25 protein-coding genes are annotated in these 20,194 nt (G+C 69.1%); 5 read left to right on the plus strand and 20 right to left on the minus strand.

Annotated elements, in window-relative coordinates; genetic code table 11:
• Nucleotides 1–9: 9 nt before the first annotated feature.
• The 5 genes from C8D87_RS33840 to thyX all read right to left on the minus strand — a co-directional run bounded on the left by C8D87_RS33840 (nt 10) and on the right by thyX (nt 3,682).
• Nucleotides 10–621, minus strand: coding sequence for a TIGR03085 family metal-binding protein (locus C8D87_RS33840; protein WP_112229772.1), 612 nt, complete (start codon nt 619–621; stop codon nt 10–12).
• A gap of 23 nt (nt 622–644) precedes the next feature.
• Nucleotides 645–1,058, minus strand: coding sequence for a hypothetical protein (locus C8D87_RS33845; RefSeq protein WP_112229774.1), 414 nt, complete (start codon nt 1,056–1,058; stop codon nt 645–647).
• A 1-nt stretch (nt 1,059) separates the two neighbouring features.
• Nucleotides 1,060–2,502 (minus strand): serine/threonine-protein kinase, encoded by a 1,443-nt coding sequence (locus C8D87_RS33850; RefSeq protein WP_109633755.1) that lies wholly within the window; start codon nt 2,500–2,502, stop codon nt 1,060–1,062.
• 68 nt (nt 2,503–2,570) lie between these two features.
• Nucleotides 2,571–2,972 carry an ACT domain-containing protein gene (locus C8D87_RS33855; RefSeq protein WP_109633757.1) on the minus strand — a complete coding sequence of 134 codons (402 nt, stop codon included), beginning with the start codon at nt 2,970–2,972 and terminating at the stop codon, nt 2,571–2,573.
• Nucleotides 2,973–2,977: 5 nt separating this feature from the next.
• The gene (gene thyX, locus C8D87_RS33860; protein ID WP_112229776.1) at nt 2,978–3,682 is read right to left on the minus strand and encodes an FAD-dependent thymidylate synthase; all 705 of its coding nucleotides are present in this window, start codon (nt 3,680–3,682) and stop codon (nt 2,978–2,980) included.
• Between the two features lie 68 nt (nt 3,683–3,750).
• Between thyX and C8D87_RS33865 the strand changes: the two genes are divergently transcribed.
• Complete coding sequence (locus C8D87_RS33865; protein WP_109633761.1) at nt 3,751–4,254, plus strand: toxin-antitoxin system HicB family antitoxin; 504 nt, start codon at nt 3,751–3,753, stop codon at nt 4,252–4,254.
• 5 nt (nt 4,255–4,259) lie between these two features.
• Nucleotides 4,260–5,153: a DUF4097 family beta strand repeat-containing protein gene (locus C8D87_RS33870; protein WP_112229778.1), complete on the plus strand. Its 894-nt coding sequence runs from the start codon at nt 4,260–4,262 to the stop codon at nt 5,151–5,153.
• Nucleotides 5,154–5,184: 31 nt separating this feature from the next.
• On the opposite strand, the gene C8D87_RS33875 is transcribed toward C8D87_RS33870, so the two are convergent.
• From C8D87_RS33875 to C8D87_RS33885, 3 genes are read right to left on the minus strand one after another with little or no spacing between them, the layout of a single operon-like run.
• The gene (locus C8D87_RS33875) at nt 5,185–5,679 is read right to left on the minus strand and encodes a hypothetical protein (RefSeq protein ID WP_112229780.1); all 495 of its coding nucleotides are present in this window, start codon (nt 5,677–5,679) and stop codon (nt 5,185–5,187) included.
• Nucleotides 5,680–5,697: 18 nt separating this feature from the next.
• Nucleotides 5,698–6,306: a TetR family transcriptional regulator gene (locus C8D87_RS33880; protein WP_112229782.1), complete on the minus strand. Its 609-nt coding sequence runs from the start codon at nt 6,304–6,306 to the stop codon at nt 5,698–5,700.
• A 4-nt stretch (nt 6,307–6,310) separates the two neighbouring features.
• Complete coding sequence (locus C8D87_RS33885; RefSeq protein WP_112229784.1) at nt 6,311–7,294, minus strand: aldo/keto reductase; 984 nt, start codon at nt 7,292–7,294, stop codon at nt 6,311–6,313.
• A 128-nt stretch (nt 7,295–7,422) separates the two neighbouring features.
• On the opposite strand from C8D87_RS33885, the gene C8D87_RS33890 reads away from it, so the two are divergent.
• Together C8D87_RS33890 and C8D87_RS33895 are read left to right on the plus strand one after the other, a co-directional pair.
• Nucleotides 7,423–7,965, plus strand: a complete 543-nt coding sequence (locus C8D87_RS33890; protein WP_109633772.1) for a winged helix-turn-helix domain-containing protein — start codon at nt 7,423–7,425, stop codon at nt 7,963–7,965.
• Entirely contained in the window at nt 7,962–8,828 is an 867-nt protein-coding gene (locus tag C8D87_RS33895; protein WP_112229786.1) for an SRPBCC family protein, read from the plus strand. Before C8D87_RS33890 ends, C8D87_RS33895 begins: the two co-directional genes overlap by 4 nt.
• Nucleotides 8,829–8,998: 170 nt before the next feature.
• On the opposite strand, the gene C8D87_RS33900 is transcribed toward C8D87_RS33895, so the two are convergent.
• Nucleotides 8,999–9,505 (minus strand): YqaA family protein, encoded by a 507-nt coding sequence (locus tag C8D87_RS33900; protein ID WP_325049740.1) that lies wholly within the window; start codon nt 9,503–9,505, stop codon nt 8,999–9,001.
• Between the two features lie 21 nt (nt 9,506–9,526).
• Nucleotides 9,527–10,069, minus strand: a complete 543-nt coding sequence (locus C8D87_RS33905) for a GNAT family N-acetyltransferase (protein ID WP_112229788.1) — start codon at nt 10,067–10,069, stop codon at nt 9,527–9,529.
• Between the two features lie 70 nt (nt 10,070–10,139).
• On the opposite strand from C8D87_RS33905, the gene C8D87_RS33910 reads away from it, so the two are divergent.
• Nucleotides 10,140–11,348 (plus strand): winged helix-turn-helix domain-containing protein, encoded by a 1,209-nt coding sequence (locus C8D87_RS33910; protein WP_112230073.1) that lies wholly within the window; start codon nt 10,140–10,142, stop codon nt 11,346–11,348.
• On the opposite strand, the gene C8D87_RS33915 is transcribed toward C8D87_RS33910, so the two are convergent.
• From C8D87_RS33915 to truB, 10 genes are all read right to left on the minus strand, one after another.
• A complete protein-coding gene (locus C8D87_RS33915; protein WP_112229790.1) occupies nt 11,336–11,893 on the minus strand; it encodes a GrpB family protein in 558 nt (185 codons plus the stop codon). The genes C8D87_RS33910 and C8D87_RS33915 overlap by 13 nt on opposite strands.
• Nucleotides 11,890–12,327 (minus strand): tetratricopeptide repeat protein, encoded by a 438-nt coding sequence (locus C8D87_RS33920; protein WP_112229792.1) that lies wholly within the window; start codon nt 12,325–12,327, stop codon nt 11,890–11,892. The genes C8D87_RS33915 and C8D87_RS33920 overlap by 4 nt, the downstream gene beginning before the upstream one ends.
• Complete coding sequence (gene dapB / locus C8D87_RS33925; protein WP_112229795.1) at nt 12,324–13,061, minus strand: 4-hydroxy-tetrahydrodipicolinate reductase; 738 nt, start codon at nt 13,059–13,061, stop codon at nt 12,324–12,326. The genes C8D87_RS33920 and dapB overlap by 4 nt, the downstream gene beginning before the upstream one ends.
• A complete protein-coding gene (locus C8D87_RS33930; RefSeq protein ID WP_170166684.1) occupies nt 13,058–14,350 on the minus strand; it encodes a M16 family metallopeptidase in 1,293 nt (430 codons plus the stop codon). Before C8D87_RS33930 ends, dapB begins: the two co-directional genes overlap by 4 nt.
• A gap of 104 nt (nt 14,351–14,454) precedes the next feature.
• Complete coding sequence (locus tag C8D87_RS33935; RefSeq protein WP_112229799.1) at nt 14,455–16,701, minus strand: polyribonucleotide nucleotidyltransferase; 2,247 nt, start codon at nt 16,699–16,701, stop codon at nt 14,455–14,457.
• 229 nt (nt 16,702–16,930) lie between these two features.
• The gene (gene rpsO, locus C8D87_RS33940; RefSeq protein ID WP_030471762.1) at nt 16,931–17,200 is read right to left on the minus strand and encodes a 30S ribosomal protein S15; all 270 of its coding nucleotides are present in this window, start codon (nt 17,198–17,200) and stop codon (nt 16,931–16,933) included.
• Between the two features lie 127 nt (nt 17,201–17,327).
• Nucleotides 17,328–17,774, minus strand: coding sequence for a 2'-5' RNA ligase family protein (locus C8D87_RS33945; RefSeq protein WP_109633795.1), 447 nt, complete (start codon nt 17,772–17,774; stop codon nt 17,328–17,330).
• On the minus strand, nt 17,771–18,247 hold the full coding sequence (locus tag C8D87_RS33950) for a helix-turn-helix domain-containing protein (RefSeq protein ID WP_109633797.1): 477 nt from the start codon (nt 18,245–18,247) through the stop codon (nt 17,771–17,773). The genes C8D87_RS33945 and C8D87_RS33950 overlap by 4 nt, the downstream gene beginning before the upstream one ends.
• 84 nt (nt 18,248–18,331) lie before the next feature.
• On the minus strand, nt 18,332–19,264 hold the full coding sequence (locus C8D87_RS33955) for a bifunctional riboflavin kinase/FAD synthetase (protein WP_109633800.1): 933 nt from the start codon (nt 19,262–19,264) through the stop codon (nt 18,332–18,334).
• Nucleotides 19,265–19,299: 35 nt separating this feature from the next.
• Nucleotides 19,300–20,187, minus strand: a complete 888-nt coding sequence (gene truB, locus C8D87_RS33960) for a tRNA pseudouridine(55) synthase TruB (RefSeq protein ID WP_267899904.1) — start codon at nt 20,185–20,187, stop codon at nt 19,300–19,302.
• Between the last annotated feature and the right edge of the window lie 7 nt (nt 20,188–20,194).

Raw genomic sequence — 20,194 nt, forward strand, 5'->3', positions numbered from 1 at the left:
TACCCGAGATCAGACACTTCGGTTCAACGACCGCACGCGTTCGACCGCGTCGGCGTCACCGCTGTATTCCACGCGAGCCTCGTCGCGCCCGAACGCGAGCATCACGAGTTCGGACACCTCGCCGGTGATCACCACGCCGTTCGCTCCCGGCTTGGCGACCATGTGCTCGCCATCGGGCCGCACGAGGGTCACGCCGACCGGGGACGACCGGTAGGTGAACTTGGCGGTGAACGGCAGCAGCTTCCACAGCGCGTTCTCCCGCCTCACGTCGTACGGCCGCGGCTCCCAGTCGGTCCGTGCGCGCCGCACGTCCTCGTGGTGCACGAAGTACTCGGTTGCGTTGATGTACGCGTCGATGGGCTGGACCCAGAACGGCGGCGTGCGCACGAGGTCGAGGAGCTCGCTCCACGCCTTGTGCGCGTAGTCCTCCTGGACCTTCTCGGTCCACTTCGTGAAGACCGGCAGCAGGATGCCGGGCGCGGTGTCCAGCCGCCGCTCGCGGATCGCGAGGTGGGCGGCAAGATCCTTGGTCAGCCACGTGCCGCACAACGTCGGCGCGTCCGGGCCGAGCTCGGTCATCAGTTCGACGAGTGCTTTGCGCTCTTCACGGGCGAGACTCACCCGACCATTGCATCACAACCGGCTCAGGACTCGTTCGGCTTGTAGCAGCTGGTGAAGCCGTCCGGCTTGGCCGAGTTGCCGGCCATCAGGGCGACCACCTGCTCGCGGTTCAGGTTCTCCGGGTAGCCGGGCCAGTCCGGTTCCTGCCCGTTGACGTGCAGTTCGTCCAGCCAGTAGCCGGACTGGCCGGAGGTCTTGGCGAACTCCAGGTCGCAGCCCTTCACCCGCACGGTGACCTCGAGGGTCTTCTCCGAGGACTTCACCGTGCGCTTGCCGATCTTCTTGGACTTCTTCGACTTCTCCGTGCTGGGCTCGCCGATGCCGGTGAAACCGGCGGCCTTGAGCTCGGCGACGAACTTGTCCTCGTTGCCGGAGCAGGCCGACAGGGTGGCCGCGCAGCCGAGCGCCAGCAGGACGGAGATGATCCTTCTCTTCACGCTAGTTGTCCTTCTTCGCGCTGATGGTGCCGTCGAGAGAACTGCCGTCCTTCTTGCCCGCCACGCAGTAGATGCGGCGCTGCGCGTTGTCGTTCTTGTCCTTCTTCCACGCCGACTCGGTGGGGATCAAGGTGGTGAGCTTGAGCTTTCCGCCGTCCTTGATCCACTGCGACTTCAGCGTCAGCTCGCAGCGGGAGAGGCCGAGGTTCCTCAGCGCGTCGATGCCGGGGTAGGCCGCGTCGGGCAGGTTCGACTGCACCGGCAGCGTCTCCACGGCGTCGAACACCTCGAAGTCGTGCGGCTTGTCGCACTCCTCGCGGCTGTCGGAGTCGAGCTGCTTGGTGGGCGCGACCTGGCCGTTGCCGCAGACGTTCTCGGAGAGACCGAAGACGGGGATCTCACCGCCCTCGCCATAGGTCAGCGCCTGGCTGCCGCTGCCGCCCGGCGCCGTGGCCCAGCTGTGCGCGTAGATGCCGCCGGTGAACGCGGCCGCGGCGAGAACCACGGCACCAACCAGCGCGAGGATGCGGTTGCGCTTCTTCTTCGCCGGGTCGACGGCCTTCGTCTGCTGGTATTGCTGGGTCTGAGCGGGCGGGATGCCGGTGGGCGGCGTCGGCTGGTTGCCGATGCTGCCGAGCATCGCGCGGGCCTGCGGGCCGGACAGCCGCGCGTTCGGGTCGGCGATCAGCAGACCGGTGATGACGGCACCGAGAACACCGGTCGCGCGGGTCAGCCGCGGGGTCTCGCTCATGATCGCGTGCAGCGTCGAGGCCGTGGACGAGCGCTCGAACGGGCTCCAGCCCTCGACGGCGTAGCAAAGGGTGGCGCCCAGGGCCCACAGGTCGGCCGCCGGGCCCGCCTCGTGGCCGTGGATGCGTTCCGGCGCCATGTACGCGGGTGAGCCGATGAGGCTGCCACTGGTCGTCAGGCGCGGGTCGTCGACGGCTTGGGCGATGCCGAAGTCGGTGAGCTTGAGCTTGCCGTCCGGGCGGACCATCAGGTTGCCGGGCTTGACGTCGCGGTGCACGATCCCGGCCGCGTGGGCGGTCTCGAGCGCGGACAACGCCTGCAGCGCGATCGACACCACCTGGTTCGGCGGCATCGGGCCGTGGGTGCTGATCAACGTCGACAGCGTCGCCGCCTCGACCAGCTCCATGATGATGTACGTCGTGCCGTTCTCGTTGATCGCGTCGTACACCGTCACGATGCCGGGATCGTTGAGCTTGCCCGCGGTGCGTGCCTCACGCAGAGCGCGCTCTTCGAGCACACGGCGTTCTTCGGGCGCGATGCCGTCGGGCAGGTGCAGTTCCTTGATCGCGACGAAGCGACCGATGTGACGGTCCTGCGCGCGCCACACGATGCCCATGCCACCGCGACCGAGCTCCGCTACCAGGGCGTACCTGCCCGCGATGACGCGTGGTTCGACAGCCTGTCCGTGCAACATGCGCTCCTACACCAGAAGAACCGGGGGCGATGACGGTACTTCAGACCCGCCATGTGGAGGATCGGTTCCTACACTTCCGGCGCTACAACCAGTTCGTGACCTGCGGCACGCAGCGCGAGCACGGCACGACCGAGGTCGGTGTGCTTCACGAGCAGGTGGTCGGTGTCGTAAGTGGACACCGCGAAGAGCGAGACACCCGCGGCGGCGAGCTCACCCGCGAGCGCGGCCATGATGCCGGTGAGCGTGAACTCCAGCGGCCCGCGCACGGTGAGCAGCCGCCAGCCCTTCTCCGCGTTCTCGCCGGGCAGGGCGAACGACGACGGCGCGATGATCGACAGTTCGTCCGGGGTCCTCGTCACGGAGACCAGCACGTCGGTCAGGTCGAGCAGCCCGGCGGGGAGCGGGGCGTCCGCCGCCAGGCGCGTGACCGTGTATTCGCCGGGGCGGACGTCCACGATGAGCCGCTTCATGGGCGTCAGCCTTCAACCACCAGTGGGCTCGAAGCAACTTCTGTGCCGTCCGGGAGTGTCGAGATCACGAAGTCGGCGAACGCGTTCGGCGCGGCCTTGATCAGTTCACGCAGGCAGGCGACGGCGAGCTCGCGCAGTTCGACGTTGATGTGCTCGGTCGCGCGCATCGCGACGAAGTGCCGCCACGAACGGTAGTTGCCCGTCACGACGATCTCGGTGCCGGTCGCGTTGGGCAGCACTGACCTGGCGATCTGCCGCGCGCGCCGGCCGTTGACCGTCTTCTCCAGGCTCCGCACCAGGTCCTCGTACGCCTTGAGGCTCGCCTCGGTCGCCGCGACGAACCGGGCGTGCAGCTCCGGGTCTCCTGCGATGAGCTCGGGCTCGACCACGTCGGTCGGGTCGGTGCGCTGGGAGAGCTGCGAGTACGAGAAGTGCCGGTGCCGGATCAGCTCGTGGGTGAGCGAGCGGGGCAGCTCGGTCAGGTAGAGCGTCGCGCTGCCGTGCTCGAACGCGGCGAGGTGGCCGACGTCGAGCAGGTGGTGCAGAAACGTCGCGTTCGTGTTCGTCATGGGGTTCGAGCGGTCCCACGACTGGTAGCAGGCCCGGCCGGCGAACTCGACGAGCGCCGCGCCACCGTCCGCGTCGGTGGTCCACGGCACGTCGTCCGGTGGGATGAACTCGGTTTTCGCCACCAAGCGCACTCTCGGCATGCCCCGGACATTAGCCCTGATGCCAGGTGGCGGTTGCACGACACCAGAAGTGACGTCATAGTGGTGTCATGGATCTGTCGCCGTACATCGCGTCACTGCGCGAGGACCTGGCGACGGCCGCATCAGCGGGGGACGAGAACACCCGTCGAACGGCCGCCGCGTTGTCCGCAGCGCTCGAACCAGCCGCGCGACTGGCAATCATGAACGCACTGTCGGACCTGGCCGCGGAGGTCACCGCCTCCCTGGACGGCCAGGTCGTGGAGGTTCGGCTGGCCGGCCGGGACGTCCAGGTGGTCGTCACCGGGTCCGCGGAGCCGGAGCCTGAGCCCGCCCCGCGGCACGAGGTGCCGCTCGGTGACGCCACGGGTGACATCAGCCGCATCACGCTGCGCATGATCAACGAGCTCAAGTCGAAGGCCGAGGCCGCCGCGGCGGCCCAGGGTGTGTCGCTGAACTCGTTCATCCAGCAGGCCGTGGGTGGCGCGGTGCACGGCAAGCACAAGCATCAGCACAAGGGGTGGAGCGGAGGCACCGGCTCCGGGTCGCGTGTCCGCGGATGGGTGCAGGGGTGAGCGGGATGACCGAACCGACAGGCGTGGTGCGTCAGCAGAGCTTCGAGTTCGCGGGCATCGCCGAGATCGACATCTCGCTGCTCAGCGGGCGCGTGCAGGTGCGGCTGGTGGACGAGCCGGGCGTGCACGTCGAGGTGCGGCACGACCCGACCGCCGGCAACTCGTGGACAGAGGGCCTGTCCAGCGTGCTCAGCTGGGTGAGCGGCCAGTTCGGGCCCGAGAAGGGCGCTCCCGCGGCGGCCGGTCCCGAGGAGGCGGTCCGGGAAGCCCGCGTCGAGCTGCTGGGCAACCGTTTGCGCATCGAGTCGTCCAAGGCGCTGCCGTTGCGCGCGGTGCCGCTGTCCGTGGTCGTGACGGCGCCTGTGGGGTCACACGTGACGTCACGGACGGGCGCGGCTGACGTCACCGTGACGGGTGGCGCCGGCCGGCTCGACCTGAACACCGGCACGGGCAGCGTGTCCGCGGACCGGGCGGCCGGCGAGGCCAAGGTCAACTCGGGCGCGGGAACCGTGCGGCTGGGCACGATGCTCGCGTCGTTGAAGGCCAAGACCGGCAGCGGTGACGTCGAGGTGTCGTCCGTGGGCGGCAACACCACGCTGATCACCGGAACCGGCGACGTGTGGCTGGGCGCGGTGCAGGGCAACGTCCAGGTCCGCACCGGCAGCGGTGACCTGACCGTGGCCGACGCGGCTTCCGGCGAGATCCATCTCGGCACCGGATCCGGCAACATCCGCGTGGGCATCCGTCAGGGCACGCTCGCGCGCATCGACCTGGTCTCCACGTCCGGCAACGCCCGCAGCGACTTCGAGGTCTCGGCCGAACCGCTGGGTGACGCGTCGCTGTCGGTCACGGGCCGCACGGGCAGTGGCAACGCGCTCGTGACAGCCGCCGCGAACTGACCGGGGGGTCGGAGGGAACGGACGGCGTCCCCTACGGCTCCTGGAACGGCTTGGAGCCGCCGGGGACGTCGTCCGGGAAGATCGGGCAGCGGATCTCGCCGGTCAGGAACTTCCTGACGAAGGCCGAGAAGCTCCCGTCGAACGACCAGCTCTGCCGCAGGTCCGTGATCACCACGGTCCACTCGTCCGGCTCGCCGAGGGTGTACCAGAGGCAGTGGTCGCCGTTGAGCGTCGTGCCCCAGGGCAGCAGACCCGGCACGTCCGGGTGCACGCGGAGACCCGGCTGCCTGCGCAACGCCCGCAGGATCTTGGGCGCCTGCGCCATCCAGTTCATGAACCCGGCCCGCGCGGTGGGGTGCAGGATCCGGACGTAACCGCCGACGATCAGCGGCGGGTAGGCCTCGGCGAGGTGGACGTAGTCGCTGGGCAGCTCCGTACCCGCCCGCGCTTTGACCGCGTCCCAGTCAACCGGGTCAGGACGCCTTTCCGGCGCTCCCAGCAGATCGATCCACTCGTCAGGCGGCACCGCTCACCTCCGTGACCCTCAAGCATCGCCTGCGGCACTCGGGGTTCGGTTGTACCGCAGTCCGGCGATGACCAGTGAGACGACGGCGTCGAACGCGTCCTGAATGTGAGGATCCCCCCACTCCTGCGCGTGCGCGGGGTGGTGGAACTTCTCCGTCGCGTCCCAGACCGCCTTCGCCGTCGCGGCCACGTCGTCGGTCACGAACTCCTGGGTTTCCACTCCCGCCGAAATGATGCGCGCGACCAGACCCACCATGTGCCTGATGTGGTACTCGGGGATGGCCTTGCTCTCCTTGACCAGCACCTGGAACGTCGCGAACAGCTCAGGGTCCTCGGTGTGGCCGTGCCGCTTCTTGTCGAAGAGCTGCTGCAGCCAGGTCTTCAACGTCTCGCCGACGGTGAGGCCCTGGTCGAACCTCGGCGTCATCTGCTCGTGGACGGCGTCGAGCCAGCGGCGGGTCACCGCCTCCCTGAGCGCGGCCTTCGTGGCGAAGTGGCGGTAGACGCTGCCGTGGCTGACCCCGAGCGCCTTGGCGACGTCGACCACCGTCGCCTTGGCGGGCCCGTACCTGCGCAGCACCTCTTCGGTCGCCGCGAGGATCGCCTCTGAGGTCAACGCCTCCGCCACGTACTCACCTCTCGCTGTCCAGCATGGCCATCTGCGCGGCCGCGTAGCGCGTGCCCGCAGCGGCCCCAACAGGAACAACGGCCTCGATCTCCTGCAATTCCCGCTCGGTGAACGTCACGTCGACGGCACCGATCGCCTCGCTCAGCCTCGCACGCTTGGTCGTGCCGACGAGAGGCACCACGTCCTCACCGCGCGCCGCGACCCAGGCGATGGCCAGCTGAGCGACCGTGACGCCCTTGTTCTCCGCGATCTCGTTGAGCTTCTGGACGAGCGCGACGTTGTGGTTCAGGTTGTCGCCCTGGAACCGGGGCGAGTGGCCGCGCCAGTCGCCGGCGTCGAGGGCGGGCGGCGCGGCCGAGATCAGCCCGCGAGCGAGCACCGCGTAGGCCGTGATGCCGATGCCGAGCTCGCGCGTGGTCTGCAGGATCTCCCGCTCGACACCGCGTTCCAGCACCGAGTACTCGATCTGCAGGTCGGCGATCGGGTGGACGGCGTGGGCCCTGCGGATGGTCTCCGCGCCGACCTCGCTGAGGCCGATGTGCCGCACGTGGCCCTTCTCGATCTGCTCGGCGATGGCGCCGACGGTGTCCTCGATCGGCACGCTCGGGTCGAGCCGCGCGGGCCGGTAGATGTCGACGTGGTCGGTGCCGAGCCGCTGCAACGAGTACGCGAGGAAGTTGGCGACCGCGGCCGGCCTCGTGTCGAAGCCGATGAACCCGCCGTCCGCGTCCCGCATCCCGCCGAACTTGACGCTGAGCTGCACCTCGTCCCTGCGGCCCCGGACGACCTCGCTGATGAGCAGCTCGTTGTGCCCCATCCCGTAGAAGTCACCGGTGTCGAGCAACGTGACGCCCGCGTCCATCGCCGCGCGGATCGTCGCGATGCTCTCGTCACGGTCGGCCGGGCCGTAGCTGTGGGACATGCCCATGCAGCCGAGCCCGATGGCGGACACGACCGGGCCGGTGGCTCCGAGCTGACGCTTCTGCATCTCCGAACTCCTTCGTCTCTTCGGTCACTCCACCGTGTCCGATGGACTGACAGATTTCAATATCTGTCAGCCGTCATTTGTCTGTGGGATTGACAAAATAGTTTTGAACGTTCAAAGTTGTTTTTGCGATGAGAGACGTGATCTATCTGGACCGGATGGAGCAGGCCGAGACCCTGCTCAAGCCGCAGCGCGTGGAGGTGCTGCGGCAGCTCGCCGCGCCGCGCTCGTGCACCGAGGTCGCCGAGATGCTCGACCAGACGCCGCAACGCGTGCACTACCACGTGAAACAGCTGGTCAAGGCCGGCCTGGCCACGCAGGTCGCCGAACGCAAGGTGCGCGGCGTCCAGGAAGGCCTCTACCAGGCCGTGGCGCGTTCGTACTGGCTGTCGCCGCGGCTGGTCGGCCGGATCGGGTCGCGCGACGAGCTGGCACTGGGGCATCTCGTGGACCTCGCCGAGCAGGTGCAGGCGGACGTGGCGGCACTGGACCGCAACGCCGAGCTGCCGTCCGTGGGCGTGTCCGGCGAGATCAGGGTCCGGCCGGAAGAGCGCCAGCAGTTCCTCGCCGAGCTGCAGACGACGTTGCAGGACCTCTTCACCCGATACGGCGGCGCGGAAGGGGATGCGTTCCGCATCGCGCTCGCCTGCTACCCCAAAGGAGACAACCGATGAGCACCGGAACCATCCGGGTTCGCACGTCCGCGCCTGTCGCCAGGATCCACCAGGCGCTCACCACCGCCGACGACCTGCGGGTGTGGCTCGCCGAGCACGCGCACGTGGACCTGGAGGGCGGCGAGTACGAGTTCTGGGGGCGCTACACCCCGGACGGCGAACGCGGCCGGCAGAAGCTGCTGGGCCACGACGACACGTCGGTGCGCTTCTCGTGGCAGCTGTACGGCACCGAGTACACGGTCGATCTCGGCGTGGAGCAGCGTGACGGCGAGACGCTCATCGCGGTGGCGCAGACGCCGTACCCGTCCTGGGGCCTCGGGGACGAGCAGGCGGAGATCCTCCAGACGTTCTGGCCGCTGGTGCTGGGCAACCTGGTCGAACACGTCGAGGGCCGGCCGGTGCTGGGGTTCTGCGACTTCACGACGCCAGAGCAGCGGTTCGAGTTCGACATCGCCGCCACACCGGCGGCCATCATCGACGCGCTGACCGACCCGGACGTGTTCGCGCGGTGGTTCGGGGCACGGATGGAGATCGAGCCGCACGTCGGCGGCCGGTGGACGATGGGCAGCTTCGAGCAGAACGACCACCCGGCGAAGATCATCGCGCTCGACGAGGGACACTTCGCGCTCGACTTCCGGGAAGGGATGGTGGCGTCCTGGGAGCTGAAGGGCTCGGAGGGCCGGACGCACCTGACGTTCGTGCAGAGCGGGTTCGACACCGGCAACCCGCCCTACGGCGCGTGGATGGGCTGGCTCAGCGGTTTCGCGGACCTGCGCCGGATGCTGGAGCTGCCCGGCTGGCGTCCGATGTGGCATTCGTACGACATTCCCGGTTTGCCCGACGGCATCCTGGTTCTTGAATAATCAGGCGTGAAACGGCGGGTGAGAGCCAGATCATTCGGCTCTCACCCGTTTGCACGTGGCTTTCGTCGGCGGCGGATCTATATCGTAAACTTCGTGCTCGATTCAGCCCGCATCACCGTTGCCGCGCTCGTGATCGCGTTCTCAGTGACCGCGTCGATCGTCCTCAGCCACTAGAACCAGGCCATCACCATGGCCGGTGAGGCCGCGAGGAAGCTGAACCTCGCGAACCTGCCCACCATGCCGGTCACGACGAACATCACCGTGGACATGCCCGCGAGTCCGGCGAGAACGCTCGTCGCCATGAACGGCGGCACCCCGACCAGCGAGCTCACGGCGTGGGTGCCGGCCATCCAGTTCGGGTGCGCTTTGCACTTCACGTGCACCCAGTCGTACCAGCGGTGCGCGCGCGTGCCCGGCCCGAACCAGCGCCGAAACCGCGACGGCTTGTCGTTCGGCTTGCGGTGGAAGAACTTCGGCAGGTGGATGTCGCCCCGCGCCGCGTAGAAGTAAACGAGCTTGCCCAGGACCTGGCCGACGGCCACGACCAGGCCGACGATCCAGAAAGAGATGTCCGGCCAGCGCGTGCACAGTCCCAGAACCCAGGCTTCGATGCTGACGAAGGGGACCACCGCTGAGCCGAGCGCGACCCCGAAGGTGAGGCCAACCAAGGCGAGCACCTGGCCGAGGCTACACAGGTCTCAGTGCTCGAGCCGGACGGTCAGCGGCCCGGACACCCGGACCTCGCGCAGCGGACGCCCGCCTGCGTCCAACGTGCGTACCGTGCCGTCACCCGTCCAGCCGAGTCGTTCGTAGAAGTTCCGCGACGCCTTGTCCGCCTCCGGCACCCACGCGATCCCCCGCGTCGCACCCGCTTCCTCCAAGCGCCTGCACGCCTCCGCGACCAGCCGCGTTCCGTGGCCGCGCCTCCCCCAGCGCGGTTCGACGAGAACGCTGAGCAGCGCGGTCGTCGCCGCGTCCGGTGGCAGCGACCCGTCCGCTTTGGCCACTTCGTCGTCCGGAGCCTTGCTCGCCACGACGAACCCGACGATGAAGTCGCCCTCAGTCGCTTTGAGCACCGCGTTCTGCTGGACGGCCAACGCCCACGCCTCGTCGGTGTCGAGAGTGTCCAGCACCTCCGGCGGCAGCAGCTGGGCGTAGGCGAGCCGCCACGTCTCCCGATGGATGCGGACGATCTCCGGAAGATCAGCAGCGGTGGCGGTGTGCACGCCGGCGTCGGCCATAACCGCACCTTATCGACGCCGCGTCGCAGAATTGTCAGGGGTGCGTGGCAACATCGGCCACGTGCAGAGGATGAGTGCGGACGTGGCCCGCCGAATCGCCCTGGCCGCACAGGGCTTCACCGACCCCAGGCCGTCCACGGCCACCCGCAGGCACCTGCAACGGGTGCTCTCGCGCGTGCAGCTGCTGCAGATCGACTCGGTGAACGTGGCCGTGCGCGCGCACTACATGCCGCTCTTCTCCCGCCTGGGCGCCTACGAGCCGACGCTGCTGGACGAGGCAGCGTGGACGCACTCGTCGCGCAAACCCCGCATGCTGGTGGAAACCTGGGCGCACGAGGCGTCGCTGGTCCCGGTGCTGGACTGGCCGCTGTTCCACTCCGGAGCCAAGAAGCGCGGCTGGTGGCAGAACTACCGGACCATCCTCGAACGCTCCCCGCAGCTGGTGGACGAGGTCCTCGCCGCCGTGAAGGAGCTCGGCCCCATCGGTGCAGGCGCCCTGGAAAAGGCCCTGATCGGCGACTCCGGCCGCTCCAAGGGCCCGTGGTGGGACTGGTCCGAGGTCAAGCGGGTGTGCGAGGTCCTCTTCGGCGTCGGCGTCCTGACCACCGGCACCCGCCGCAGCTTCGAGCGCCTGTACGACCTCACCGAGCGCGTCATCCCGCCGGACGTCCTGGCGCAGAGGTGGACGCCGGAAGAGGGCGCCCGCGAACTGGTCAAGCGCTCCGCCGTGGCCCTGGGCGTGGCCACCGAGCCCGACCTGCGCGACTACTACCGCCTGGACCCTCGCCGTTGCCAGGCCGCGGTGGCCTCGCTGGTGGAAGACGGCGTGCTGGAGCCGGTGTCGGTCGACGGCTGGCGCGGCACCGGCTACCGGCACGTCGAGGCGAAGGCGCCGCGGCGCGTGGAGGGCCGCGCGTTGCTGTGCCCGTTCGACCCGCTGATCTGGGAGCGGGCGCGCACGGAACGAATCTTCGGCTTCCGGTACCGCATCGAGATCTACGTCCCGGAGCCGCGGCGGGTGCACGGCTACTACGTGTTCCCGTTCCTGCTGGACGGTCAGCTGGTGGGGCGGGTCGACCTGAAGGCGGACCGGGCGGCAGGCGTGCTGCGGGTGCAGTCGGCGTTCGCGGAGGAAGGGGTCGAGCGCGGTCGGGTCGCGGCCGAGCTGGCCGCCGAGTTGAGGCACATGGCCGAGTGGCTGGGACTGGAGGACGTTCTGGTGGTGCAGAAGGGAGATCTCGCCGCAGAACTGGCGGTCGCGGTCGCTCAGCGGGTCTGACGGTCAGGATCGGCAAGAACGCTCGCGACGAAGGCTGCTTTGCCCGCCGTGTACGCCTCACGGTCGTGCCCACTGTGCTGGGCCAACCGTCGCTTCAAGTCCTCATAGGCCTGTACGAGGCGTGCGTCGTTGCGCAGCGCATCACGGAACCGGATCTGGTCGGTCCACCTCGCGTGCCCGGCCTCGATGAGGTGCAGGTGCGCCTCGCGCCGCTGCCCTGACGCGTCCGGCTTGACGAAGAAACGGCGCCACGGCCGGCGATCCAGTTCCGGAGCCACGTACGACCAGCCGTCAGCCACGAGACGTCCGGACGCCTGCGCGACGACGATGTCCAGGTCGGACACCGAAGCCATCAGGTCCACGATCGGCTTGGCGGCCAAGCCGGGGACCGCCGTCGACCCGATGTGCTCGACACCGTCGACCAGCCAGGGTGCGAGCAGACCGGCGAGCCTGGCGCACTCCGCTTCCGCACGCGCGATCCACCGCGGGTCGTGCGGACGAACCTCTGCCCGCTCATGAGCCCACGCCGGAGCACCCTCGCTCATGAGTGCAGCTGGATGGCCTTGCGCATCGTCTCGCGCGCCCGCCCGCGGTCCCCCGCGATGTCGTAGGCGTACGCGAGCCGGAACCACACCCGCCAGTCCTCGGGCGACGCCTCGACCTCGGCCCGGCGCTCTTCGAACCACGAGTCCGCGGCGTCGCGGTCCACCCGGCCGGACGGCCAGCGCGGCAGGTGCGAGACGTCCGGCAGCAGGCCCTCGGCGTCGAGCTCGCGGGCCATCTTCTCGGTCTCCCACCCGAACCGCAGGTTGGAGTACACGAGCCACACCCCGAGCAGCGGCAGGATCAGCACGCCCGCGCCGAGCAGGATCCCGACCAGCTCACCGGTCTGCAGCAGGGCCAAGGCGCGACCGGTGAGCAGGACGAAGTAGACCGCGAGGGCCGCGATCAGCAGCCCGACGGTGACCCTGACCTTCACAGGTCCAGGTACTTGTCGAGGCCCACGGCCAGGCCGGGGCGGGACACGATCTCCCGCACACCCAGCACGACGCCCGGCATGAACGACGTCCGGTGCAGCGAGTCCTGGCGCAGCGTCAGGGTCTCGCTCTCGCCGCCGAACACGACCTCCTGGTGCGCGATCATCCCGGAGATCCGCAGCGAGTGGACCCGCACGCCGTCGACGACCGCACCGCGCGCGCCCGGCTCCTCCTGCGTGGTCGCGTCGGGCATCGGGTCCATGCCGGAGCGAGCCGCCGCGATGAGGCGAGCCGTGTGGGCTGCCGTGCCCGACGGGGCGTCGGCCTTGCGCGGGTGGTGCAGCTCGATGATCTCGGCCGACTCGTAGTAGCGGGCGGCGATCTCCGAGAAGCGCATCAGCAGCACGGCGCCGATGCCGAAGTTCGGCGCGATCAGCACGCCGACGGACGGCTTGTCCGCGAGCAGTGCGGCGACAGCGTCCAAACGCGACTGGTCGAAGCCGGAAGTGCCGACGACGCAATGGATTCCGTTCTCGATGCAGAACGAGAGGTTGTCCATCACCACGTCGGGGTGCGTGAAGTCGACGACGACCTCGACACGGGCATCCACGAGCCCGGACAGCGGGTCGTCGGCGTCGAGGGCGGCCACGACCTCCATGTCCTTCGCGGCCTCGACCGCGCGGACCACCTCGGAACCCATGCGGCCCCGCGCGCCGAGAACTCCGACGCGAATCATGCAATCACCTCGTGTACCTGGTCCGGCAGATCGTCGGCATGATCGTAGGGGCCGACCACGGCGGCAGCGACGGGGCGGCGCAGCAGATCACGTGCGAGCGACGCCACTTCGTCGGCGGAGACCTCGTCGATGCGCGCGAGAGTCGCCTCGACGCTCAGGTGGTCCCCATAGTTCAGCTCGGACTTGCCGATGCGCGACATCCGCGAGCTGGTGTCCTCCAGGCCCAGCACCAACGCACCGCGCAGCTGGCCCTTGCCCCGCGCCACCTCCGCGTCGGACAGGCCGCCACCAGCGACGTCCACGAGCACCTCGCGGATCACGCCGGCGGTCTCGCCCAGCCGATCGGGCTGGCAGCCCGCGTACACGGAGAACGTGCCGGTGTCCGCGTACAGGCCGACGGACGAGTACACCTGGTACGCCAGGCCCCGCCGCTCACGCACCTCCTGGAACAGCCGCGAGCTCATGCCGCCGCCGATGGCCGCGTTCAGCACGTTCAGCGCGAACCGGCGCTCGTCGTGGCGGTCCAGGCCGCGCATGCCGAGCATCATGTGCGCCTGCTCGGTGTCGTCGGTGTGCAGCACCAGCTTGCGGGCGTCGGCGATGCGCGCGCGGCCCGCTCGCGGTGCGACCGCGCTGCCCACCCGCGACAACCGGTCGCCGATCGCCTTGCGCACCAGGCGCATCACGTGCGTGTGCTCGATGTTGCCCGCGACGGAGAACACCATGCGCGGCAACGTGTAGTTCTTCTTGTAGAACGAGTAGAGGTTGTCCCTCTCCATGTCCTGAATGGACTTCTCGGTGCCCAGCACCGGACGTCCCAACGCATGTCCGCCGAACAACGCCTCGATGAACGCGTCGTGCAGCAGGTCCTCGGGGTCGTCGTCGCGCATCGCGATCTCTTCGAGCACGACACCGCGTTCGGTCTCGAAGTCACGCGGACCGCAGATCGCCTCGAACACCACGTCCGCGACCAGGTCGACCGCCAGCGGCAGGTCCTCGTCCAGGACGTGCGCGTAGTAGCAGGTGTGTTCCTTGGCGGTGAACGCGTTCAGCTCGCCACCGACCGCGTCGATCTCCTCGGCGATGGCGGCGGCCGACCGGCGCGCGGTTCCCTTGAACAGCAGGTGTTCCAGGTAGTGCGCGGCGCCCGCCACCTCCGGCCGCTCGTCACGGGAGCCGACCTGCACCCACAGCCCGACCGAGGCGGACCGCACGCTCGGGATGCGCTCGGTGATGACCCGCAGTCCGGAGGGCAGCATGCTGCGCCGCACCTCGGACCCCTCGGACATCTCGAACACCCGCGTGCTGCCCGGCCGCTGGAGGTGCCCCAACCGTCCGGTACGCGGACGGCCGCGGGTGGATGCACCCGCGGCCGTCCCCTTGTCTGTCACGCTCACTGCGCGGGAGCCGCCTCAGCAGCCTCGGTGGCCTCTGCGGCCTCCGGGGCGTCAGCCGGCTTGGCGGCGTCGTCGTCGTTCACGACGACGAGGCTGATCTTGCCGCGCTGGTCGATGTCGGCGATCTCGACGCGGAGCTTGTCGCCGACCTTGACGACGTCCTCCACCTTCGCGATGCGCTTGCCGTTGCCCAGCTTCGAGATGTGGACGAGGCCGTCCTTGCCGGGCAGCAGCGAGACGAACGCGCCGAACGCCGCGGTCTTCACCACGGTGCCCAGGAAGCGCTCGCCGACCTTCGGCAGCTGCGGGTTCGCGATCGCGTTGATCATGCCGATCGCGGCCTCGGCCGACGGGCCGTCCGCCGCACCGACGTAGATCGTGCCGTCGTCCTCGATCGAGATGTCGGCACCGGTCTGCTCGGTGATCGAGTTGATCATCTTGCCCTTCGGGCCGATGACCTCGCCGATCTTGTCGGTCGGGATCTTGACCGACGTGACGCGCGGAGCGTAGGCGCTCATCTCGTCCGGGTCGGAGATGGCCTCGGCCATGACCTCCAGGATGGTGTAGCGCGCGTCGCGGGCCTGGCCCAGCGCCGCCGCCAGCACCTCGGACGGGATGCCGTCGAGCTTCGTGTCGAGCTGCAGCGCCGTCACGAACTCCTTGGTGCCCGCCACCTTGAAGTCCATGTCGCCGAACGCGTCCTCGGCACCGAGGATGTCGGTCAGCGCCACGTACTCCGTCTTGCCGTCGACCTCGTCGGAGACGAGGCCCATCGCGATGCCGGAGACCGGCGCCTTCAGCGGAACACCGGCGTTGAGCAGCGACAGGGTCGACGCGCAGACCGAACCCATCGACGTCGAGCCGTTGGAGCCGAGAGCCTCGGACACCTGGCGGATCGCGTACGGGAACTCGTCGCGCTTCGGGAGCACCGGCATGAGCGCGCGCTCGGCCAGTGCGCCGTGGCCGATCTCGCGGCGCTTCGGCGAACCCACGCGGCCGGTCTCACCGGTCGAGTAGGGCGGGAAGTTGTAGTGGTGCAGGTAGCGCTTGTGCGTCTCCGGGGAGAGCGAGTCGATCTGCTGCTCCATGCGCAGCATGTTCAGCGTGGTGACGCCCAGGATCTGGGTCTCACCGCGCTCGAACAGCGCCGAACCGTGCGTCCTCGGGATCACGGCCACCTCGGCACCCAGGTCGCGGATGTCGGTGAGGCCACGGCCGTCGATGCGGACCTTGTCGCGCAGGATCCGCTGGCGCACGAGCTTCTTGGTCAGCGAGCGGAATGCGGCGCCGACCTCCTTCTCGCGGCCCTCGAACTGCTCGGCCAGCTTGTCGAGCGTGGCGGCCTTGATCTCGTCGAGCGTGTTCTCGCGCTCCTGCTTGCCCGCGATGGTCAGCGCCTGGGCCAGCTCGGCCGACGCGGCCTGCTCGACGGCCTCGTAGGCGTCGGGCTGGTAGGCCGGGTACGTCGGGTACTCACCGGTCTCCTTGGCGGCGACCTGCGCGAGCTGCGCCTGCGCCTCGCAGAGGACCTTGATGAACGGCTTGGCGGCCTCGAGACCCGCGGCCACGACCTCCTCGGTGGGGGCGACGGCGCCCTCGCCGATCAGGTCGATCACGTTCTCGGTGGCCTCGGCCTCGACCATCATGATCGCGACGTCGCCGGAGTCGACCACGCGGCCCGCGACGACCATGTCGAACACGGCCTTCTCGAGCTGCTCGTGCGTCGGGAACGCCACCCACTGGCCCTCGATCAGAGCGACGCGGACGCCACCGATCGGGCCGGAGAACGGCAGGCCGGCGAGCTGCGTGGACGCGGACGCGGCGTTGATCGCCACCACGTCGTACAGGTCGGCCGGGTTCAGGCTCATCACGGTGATGACGACCTGGATCTCGTTGCGCAGGCCGTCCACGAAGGACGGGCGCAGCGGACGGTCGATCAGGCGGCAGGTGAGGATGGCGTCCGTGCTCGGACGGCCCTCACGCCGGAAGAACGAGCCGGGGATGCGACCCGCGGCGTACATGCGCTCCTCGACGTCCACCGTGAGGGGGAAGAAGTCGAAGTGTTCCTTGGGCTGCTTCGACGCCGTGGTGGCGGAGAGCAGCATCGTGTCGTCGTCCAGATACGCGACCACGCTTCCGGCGGCCTGACGCGCGAGGCGCCCGGTCTCGAAGCGGATGGTGCGCGAGCCGAACTTGCCGTTGTCGATAACGGCAGTCGCCTCGTGGACCTCGATGTCCGTCATTTACTTGTTGCTCCTCGTCTTTTGGACACCGCTACGCGCGTTCTGACGAGGCCGGTCTTCGATCGAAGTCCCCTGGGGCGTTTCCACCAGGGGGCCACTACCGAGGACCGGCGAAAACTGCTTCGCGCGCTGCGGGCCCTGTTTTGTTCGTCTTTCAACCAGGGGTCTGTATACACCCGGCTGTACGCCGAGGGGGAGTGACCGGCCGGTCACTCCCCCTCGGCAAGTATCACCTGCGCAGACCGAGGCGCTGGATCAGCGCGCGGTAGCGGTTGATGTCCACCTTGGTCAGGTAGTTCAGCAGACGGCGGCGACGGCCGACCATCAGCAGAAGACCACGGCGGGAGTGGTGGTCGTGCTTGTGCTGCTTCAGGTGCTCCGTGAGGTCGGCGATGCGCTTGCTCAGCAGGGCGACCTGGGCCTCGGTGGAGCCGGTGTCGCTGTCGTGCAGACCGTACTCGCCGAGGATGGACTTCTTCTGCTCCGTGGACAGTGCCACTAGGTACTTCTCCTACATGTTCAGGTCCGTGCGGCCCCACGCCCGCCGAATTGCTGGCCGGGGTAGCCGGTACTGGCCGCCACGGACCGCAGCCAGACCCAACTGGGAAGGTTATCAGGCACGGTGCTCAGCGGCGCGCTGACGTGCGCAAGCCCACCCGTGCGACGGGCGTGTAGACACCATCGGCGCTGCTCACGAGCACTGCTTCTGACGGCTGCCACGGGCTGCTCAGGAACGCCGGCATCGGCTGCCCCCGGTACCCGTACGCCACTGTCAGGTGCGCCTGCCAATTGTCGTTCGCGCCCGCCGCCCTTGCCAACCGATTTAACTCGCCGTCCACTCCCGCCCACAGGATCCTGCCGCGGAAGTCGCCGAAGTCCTTCAGCCGCAGCTGCGGCACCTCGTGACCCTCAAGTGCCCGGAAACGTTCCTCATCCGCGGTCTCGCCGTGGAAGCAGAGCGTGATGTGCCACTTCTCCGGCTTCGTCCACTCCAGGCCGTGCGTGCGGTCGAGCACCGCTTCGAGCTCCGCGACCACGTGCCGCGGCGGGAAGAGCGCGGTGAAGAACTTCACCTGGCGGCGCGGACGGCCCTGCGGAACAGTTCGGCGATCGCCGGGAAGTCCGCGGACAGCAGGTCCGCGGCCTGCTGGAGCTCGGTGCGGTCGGCGACCCTGCGCAGCACCGGGTACGCGACGCTCTCGTCACCGTTGACCGGCAGCGAGTCGCGGGACACGGTCGGCTTGGACTCGCGCACGTCGTCGAGCGCCCGCTGCAACGCCTCCGGCGCCCCGGTCGCCACGTCCGGCGTGAGGATCTTGCGCTCGAGCATGATCAGCCGCGCCAGCACGGCGGGGTTGCCGATCTTGGCGCGGCGGCCGCTCATCACCTGGCTGAGCATCGGCGCGCTGATCCCCAGCACGTCCGCGAGCTGGGCCTGCGACACGTTGAAGGCGACGACCAACCGGCGCACGCGGTCACCCAGAGGCTCCCCGTACCACTCCCTCTGCAGGGCGAGGTTGCGCTGAACGATCTTGTGGTCCTCCACCTTGGCCTCTCCCGTAGCCCGCACTCCGACCCGCATCCTGCCAGCCTGCGGACGCCCCCACGGCCGCTTCGCCCAATCTGACGGTCACGACTCAGTCAGCAGTTCCCTCGTTCGGTCTACATCGCGATGCATTTGTTCGAGAAGCGCCTCGACCGAGTCGAACTTCACCATCTCGCGCAGACGGTCGACGAAGTCCACCGCGACCCGCTGCCCGTAGTAGTCCTCGTCCACGTCCAGCACGAACGCCTCGACCCGGCGTTCCCGGCCGGAGAACGTCGGGTTCGTCCCCACGCTCACCGCGGCCTTGAGCTTCTTGCCCTTCGAATCGGTGAACCAGCAGGCGTAAATGCCGTCGGCGGGAACAGCCGCGAACTTGGGCGTCGAGAGGTTGGCGGTCGGGAAGCCCAGATCCTTCCCGCGCCCATCTCCTCTGACGACGATCCCTTCGAGCCGGTGCGGCCGGCCCAGCGCCTCGGCCGCCGCCTTGACGTCCCCGGCGTCGATGCACGCCCGGACGTAGGTCGACGAGTAGGTCACCTCGTCAGCGGACACCAGATCAGCCCCCTCGGTCACGAATCCGAACCGCTGCCCGAGCCTGCGCAGCAACGCGACGTTACCCGCCGCCTTGTGCCCGAAGGTGAAGTTCTCCCCCACCACGACAGCCGCCGCGTGCAGCTTCTCGACCAGCACCTCGTGCACGAACTCGTCCGCGGGCATCCGGGACGTCTCCAGGCTGAACGGCACCACCACGAAGTGGTCGACGCCCAGCTCCTCGACCAGCTCCGCCCTGCGCCGCAGCGTGGTGAGCTGCGCGGGATGGCTGCCGGGCCGGACCACTTCGGAGGGATGCGGGTCGAAGGTCATCAGCACGCTCGGCAGCCCGCGCTGCTCCGCGAGGGCCACCGCCCGCCCGATGAGGGCCTGGTGGCCTTTGTGGACACCGTCGAACACGCCAATCGTCACGACGCAGCGGCCCCAGCCGCCGGGAAGGTGATCTAGTCCGCGCCAGCGTTGCACGGTGATCAGCCTACGTCGCGGCACGACTCGTGGCGTCACCCAGCCGGACTGAGGACCACCACGGGCTTGCACGCGTCGCCATCGTCCTTCGCCAGCGCGATGACGTGACCGTCCGGCCCGAAGACCCCGTAGGTGCCCTCGAACCCGCCCGCGCGCAGCCGTTGCCCGTGCGAGAGCGCCGACGCCTCGCGCGGGTCGATCTCGCGGCGCGGGAACGCCGTTGCCACCGCGGCGTCGAGGTCCAGCGACAGGCCGGGCGTCTCCTCAAGCTGCTGGAGCGTCTTGGCCACGCGGAGGTCGAACGGGCCGACCCTGGTACGCCGCAACGCACCCAGATGCCCACCGACGCCCAGCGCCGCGCCGAGGTCGCGGGCCAACGCGCGCACGTAGGTGCCGGAGGAGCACTCGACCATCACGTCGAGCAGGACCGTCTTGTCCTCACGGCGCGTGAACAGCACGTCGAAGCGGTGCACGGTCACGGGCCGTGCGGGGATCTCGACCTGCTCACCCGCACGCACCCGTGCGTAGGCGCGCTTGCCGTCGATCTTCACCGCGGACACGGCCGACGGCACCTGCTGGATCGGGCCGGTCAGCTTGGCCACCTCGGCGGCGATCGCGTCGTCGGCCACCCCCGACGCGTCCACAGTGGACAGAACCTCGCCCTCGGCGTCGTCCGTCGTCGTGGAAGCGCCGAGCACGATCGTCGCGAGGTAGGCCTTGCTGTCGAGCGCGAGGTGGCCGAGGAGCTTCGTCGCGCGTTCGATGCCGAGCACGAGCACGCCGGTCGCCATCGGGTCCAGCGTGCCGGCGTGCCCGACCTTGCGGGTGCCGAGAATCCTGCGCACACGCGCCACCACGTCGTGCGAGGTCATGCCGTCCGGCTTGTCGACGACTACCAGGCCCGGTGCAACAGAGGGTTTCACGGCGCGA

This window comes from Lentzea atacamensis, assembly GCF_003269295.1.
GTDB lineage: Bacteria > Actinomycetota > Actinomycetes > Mycobacteriales > Pseudonocardiaceae > Lentzea > Lentzea atacamensis.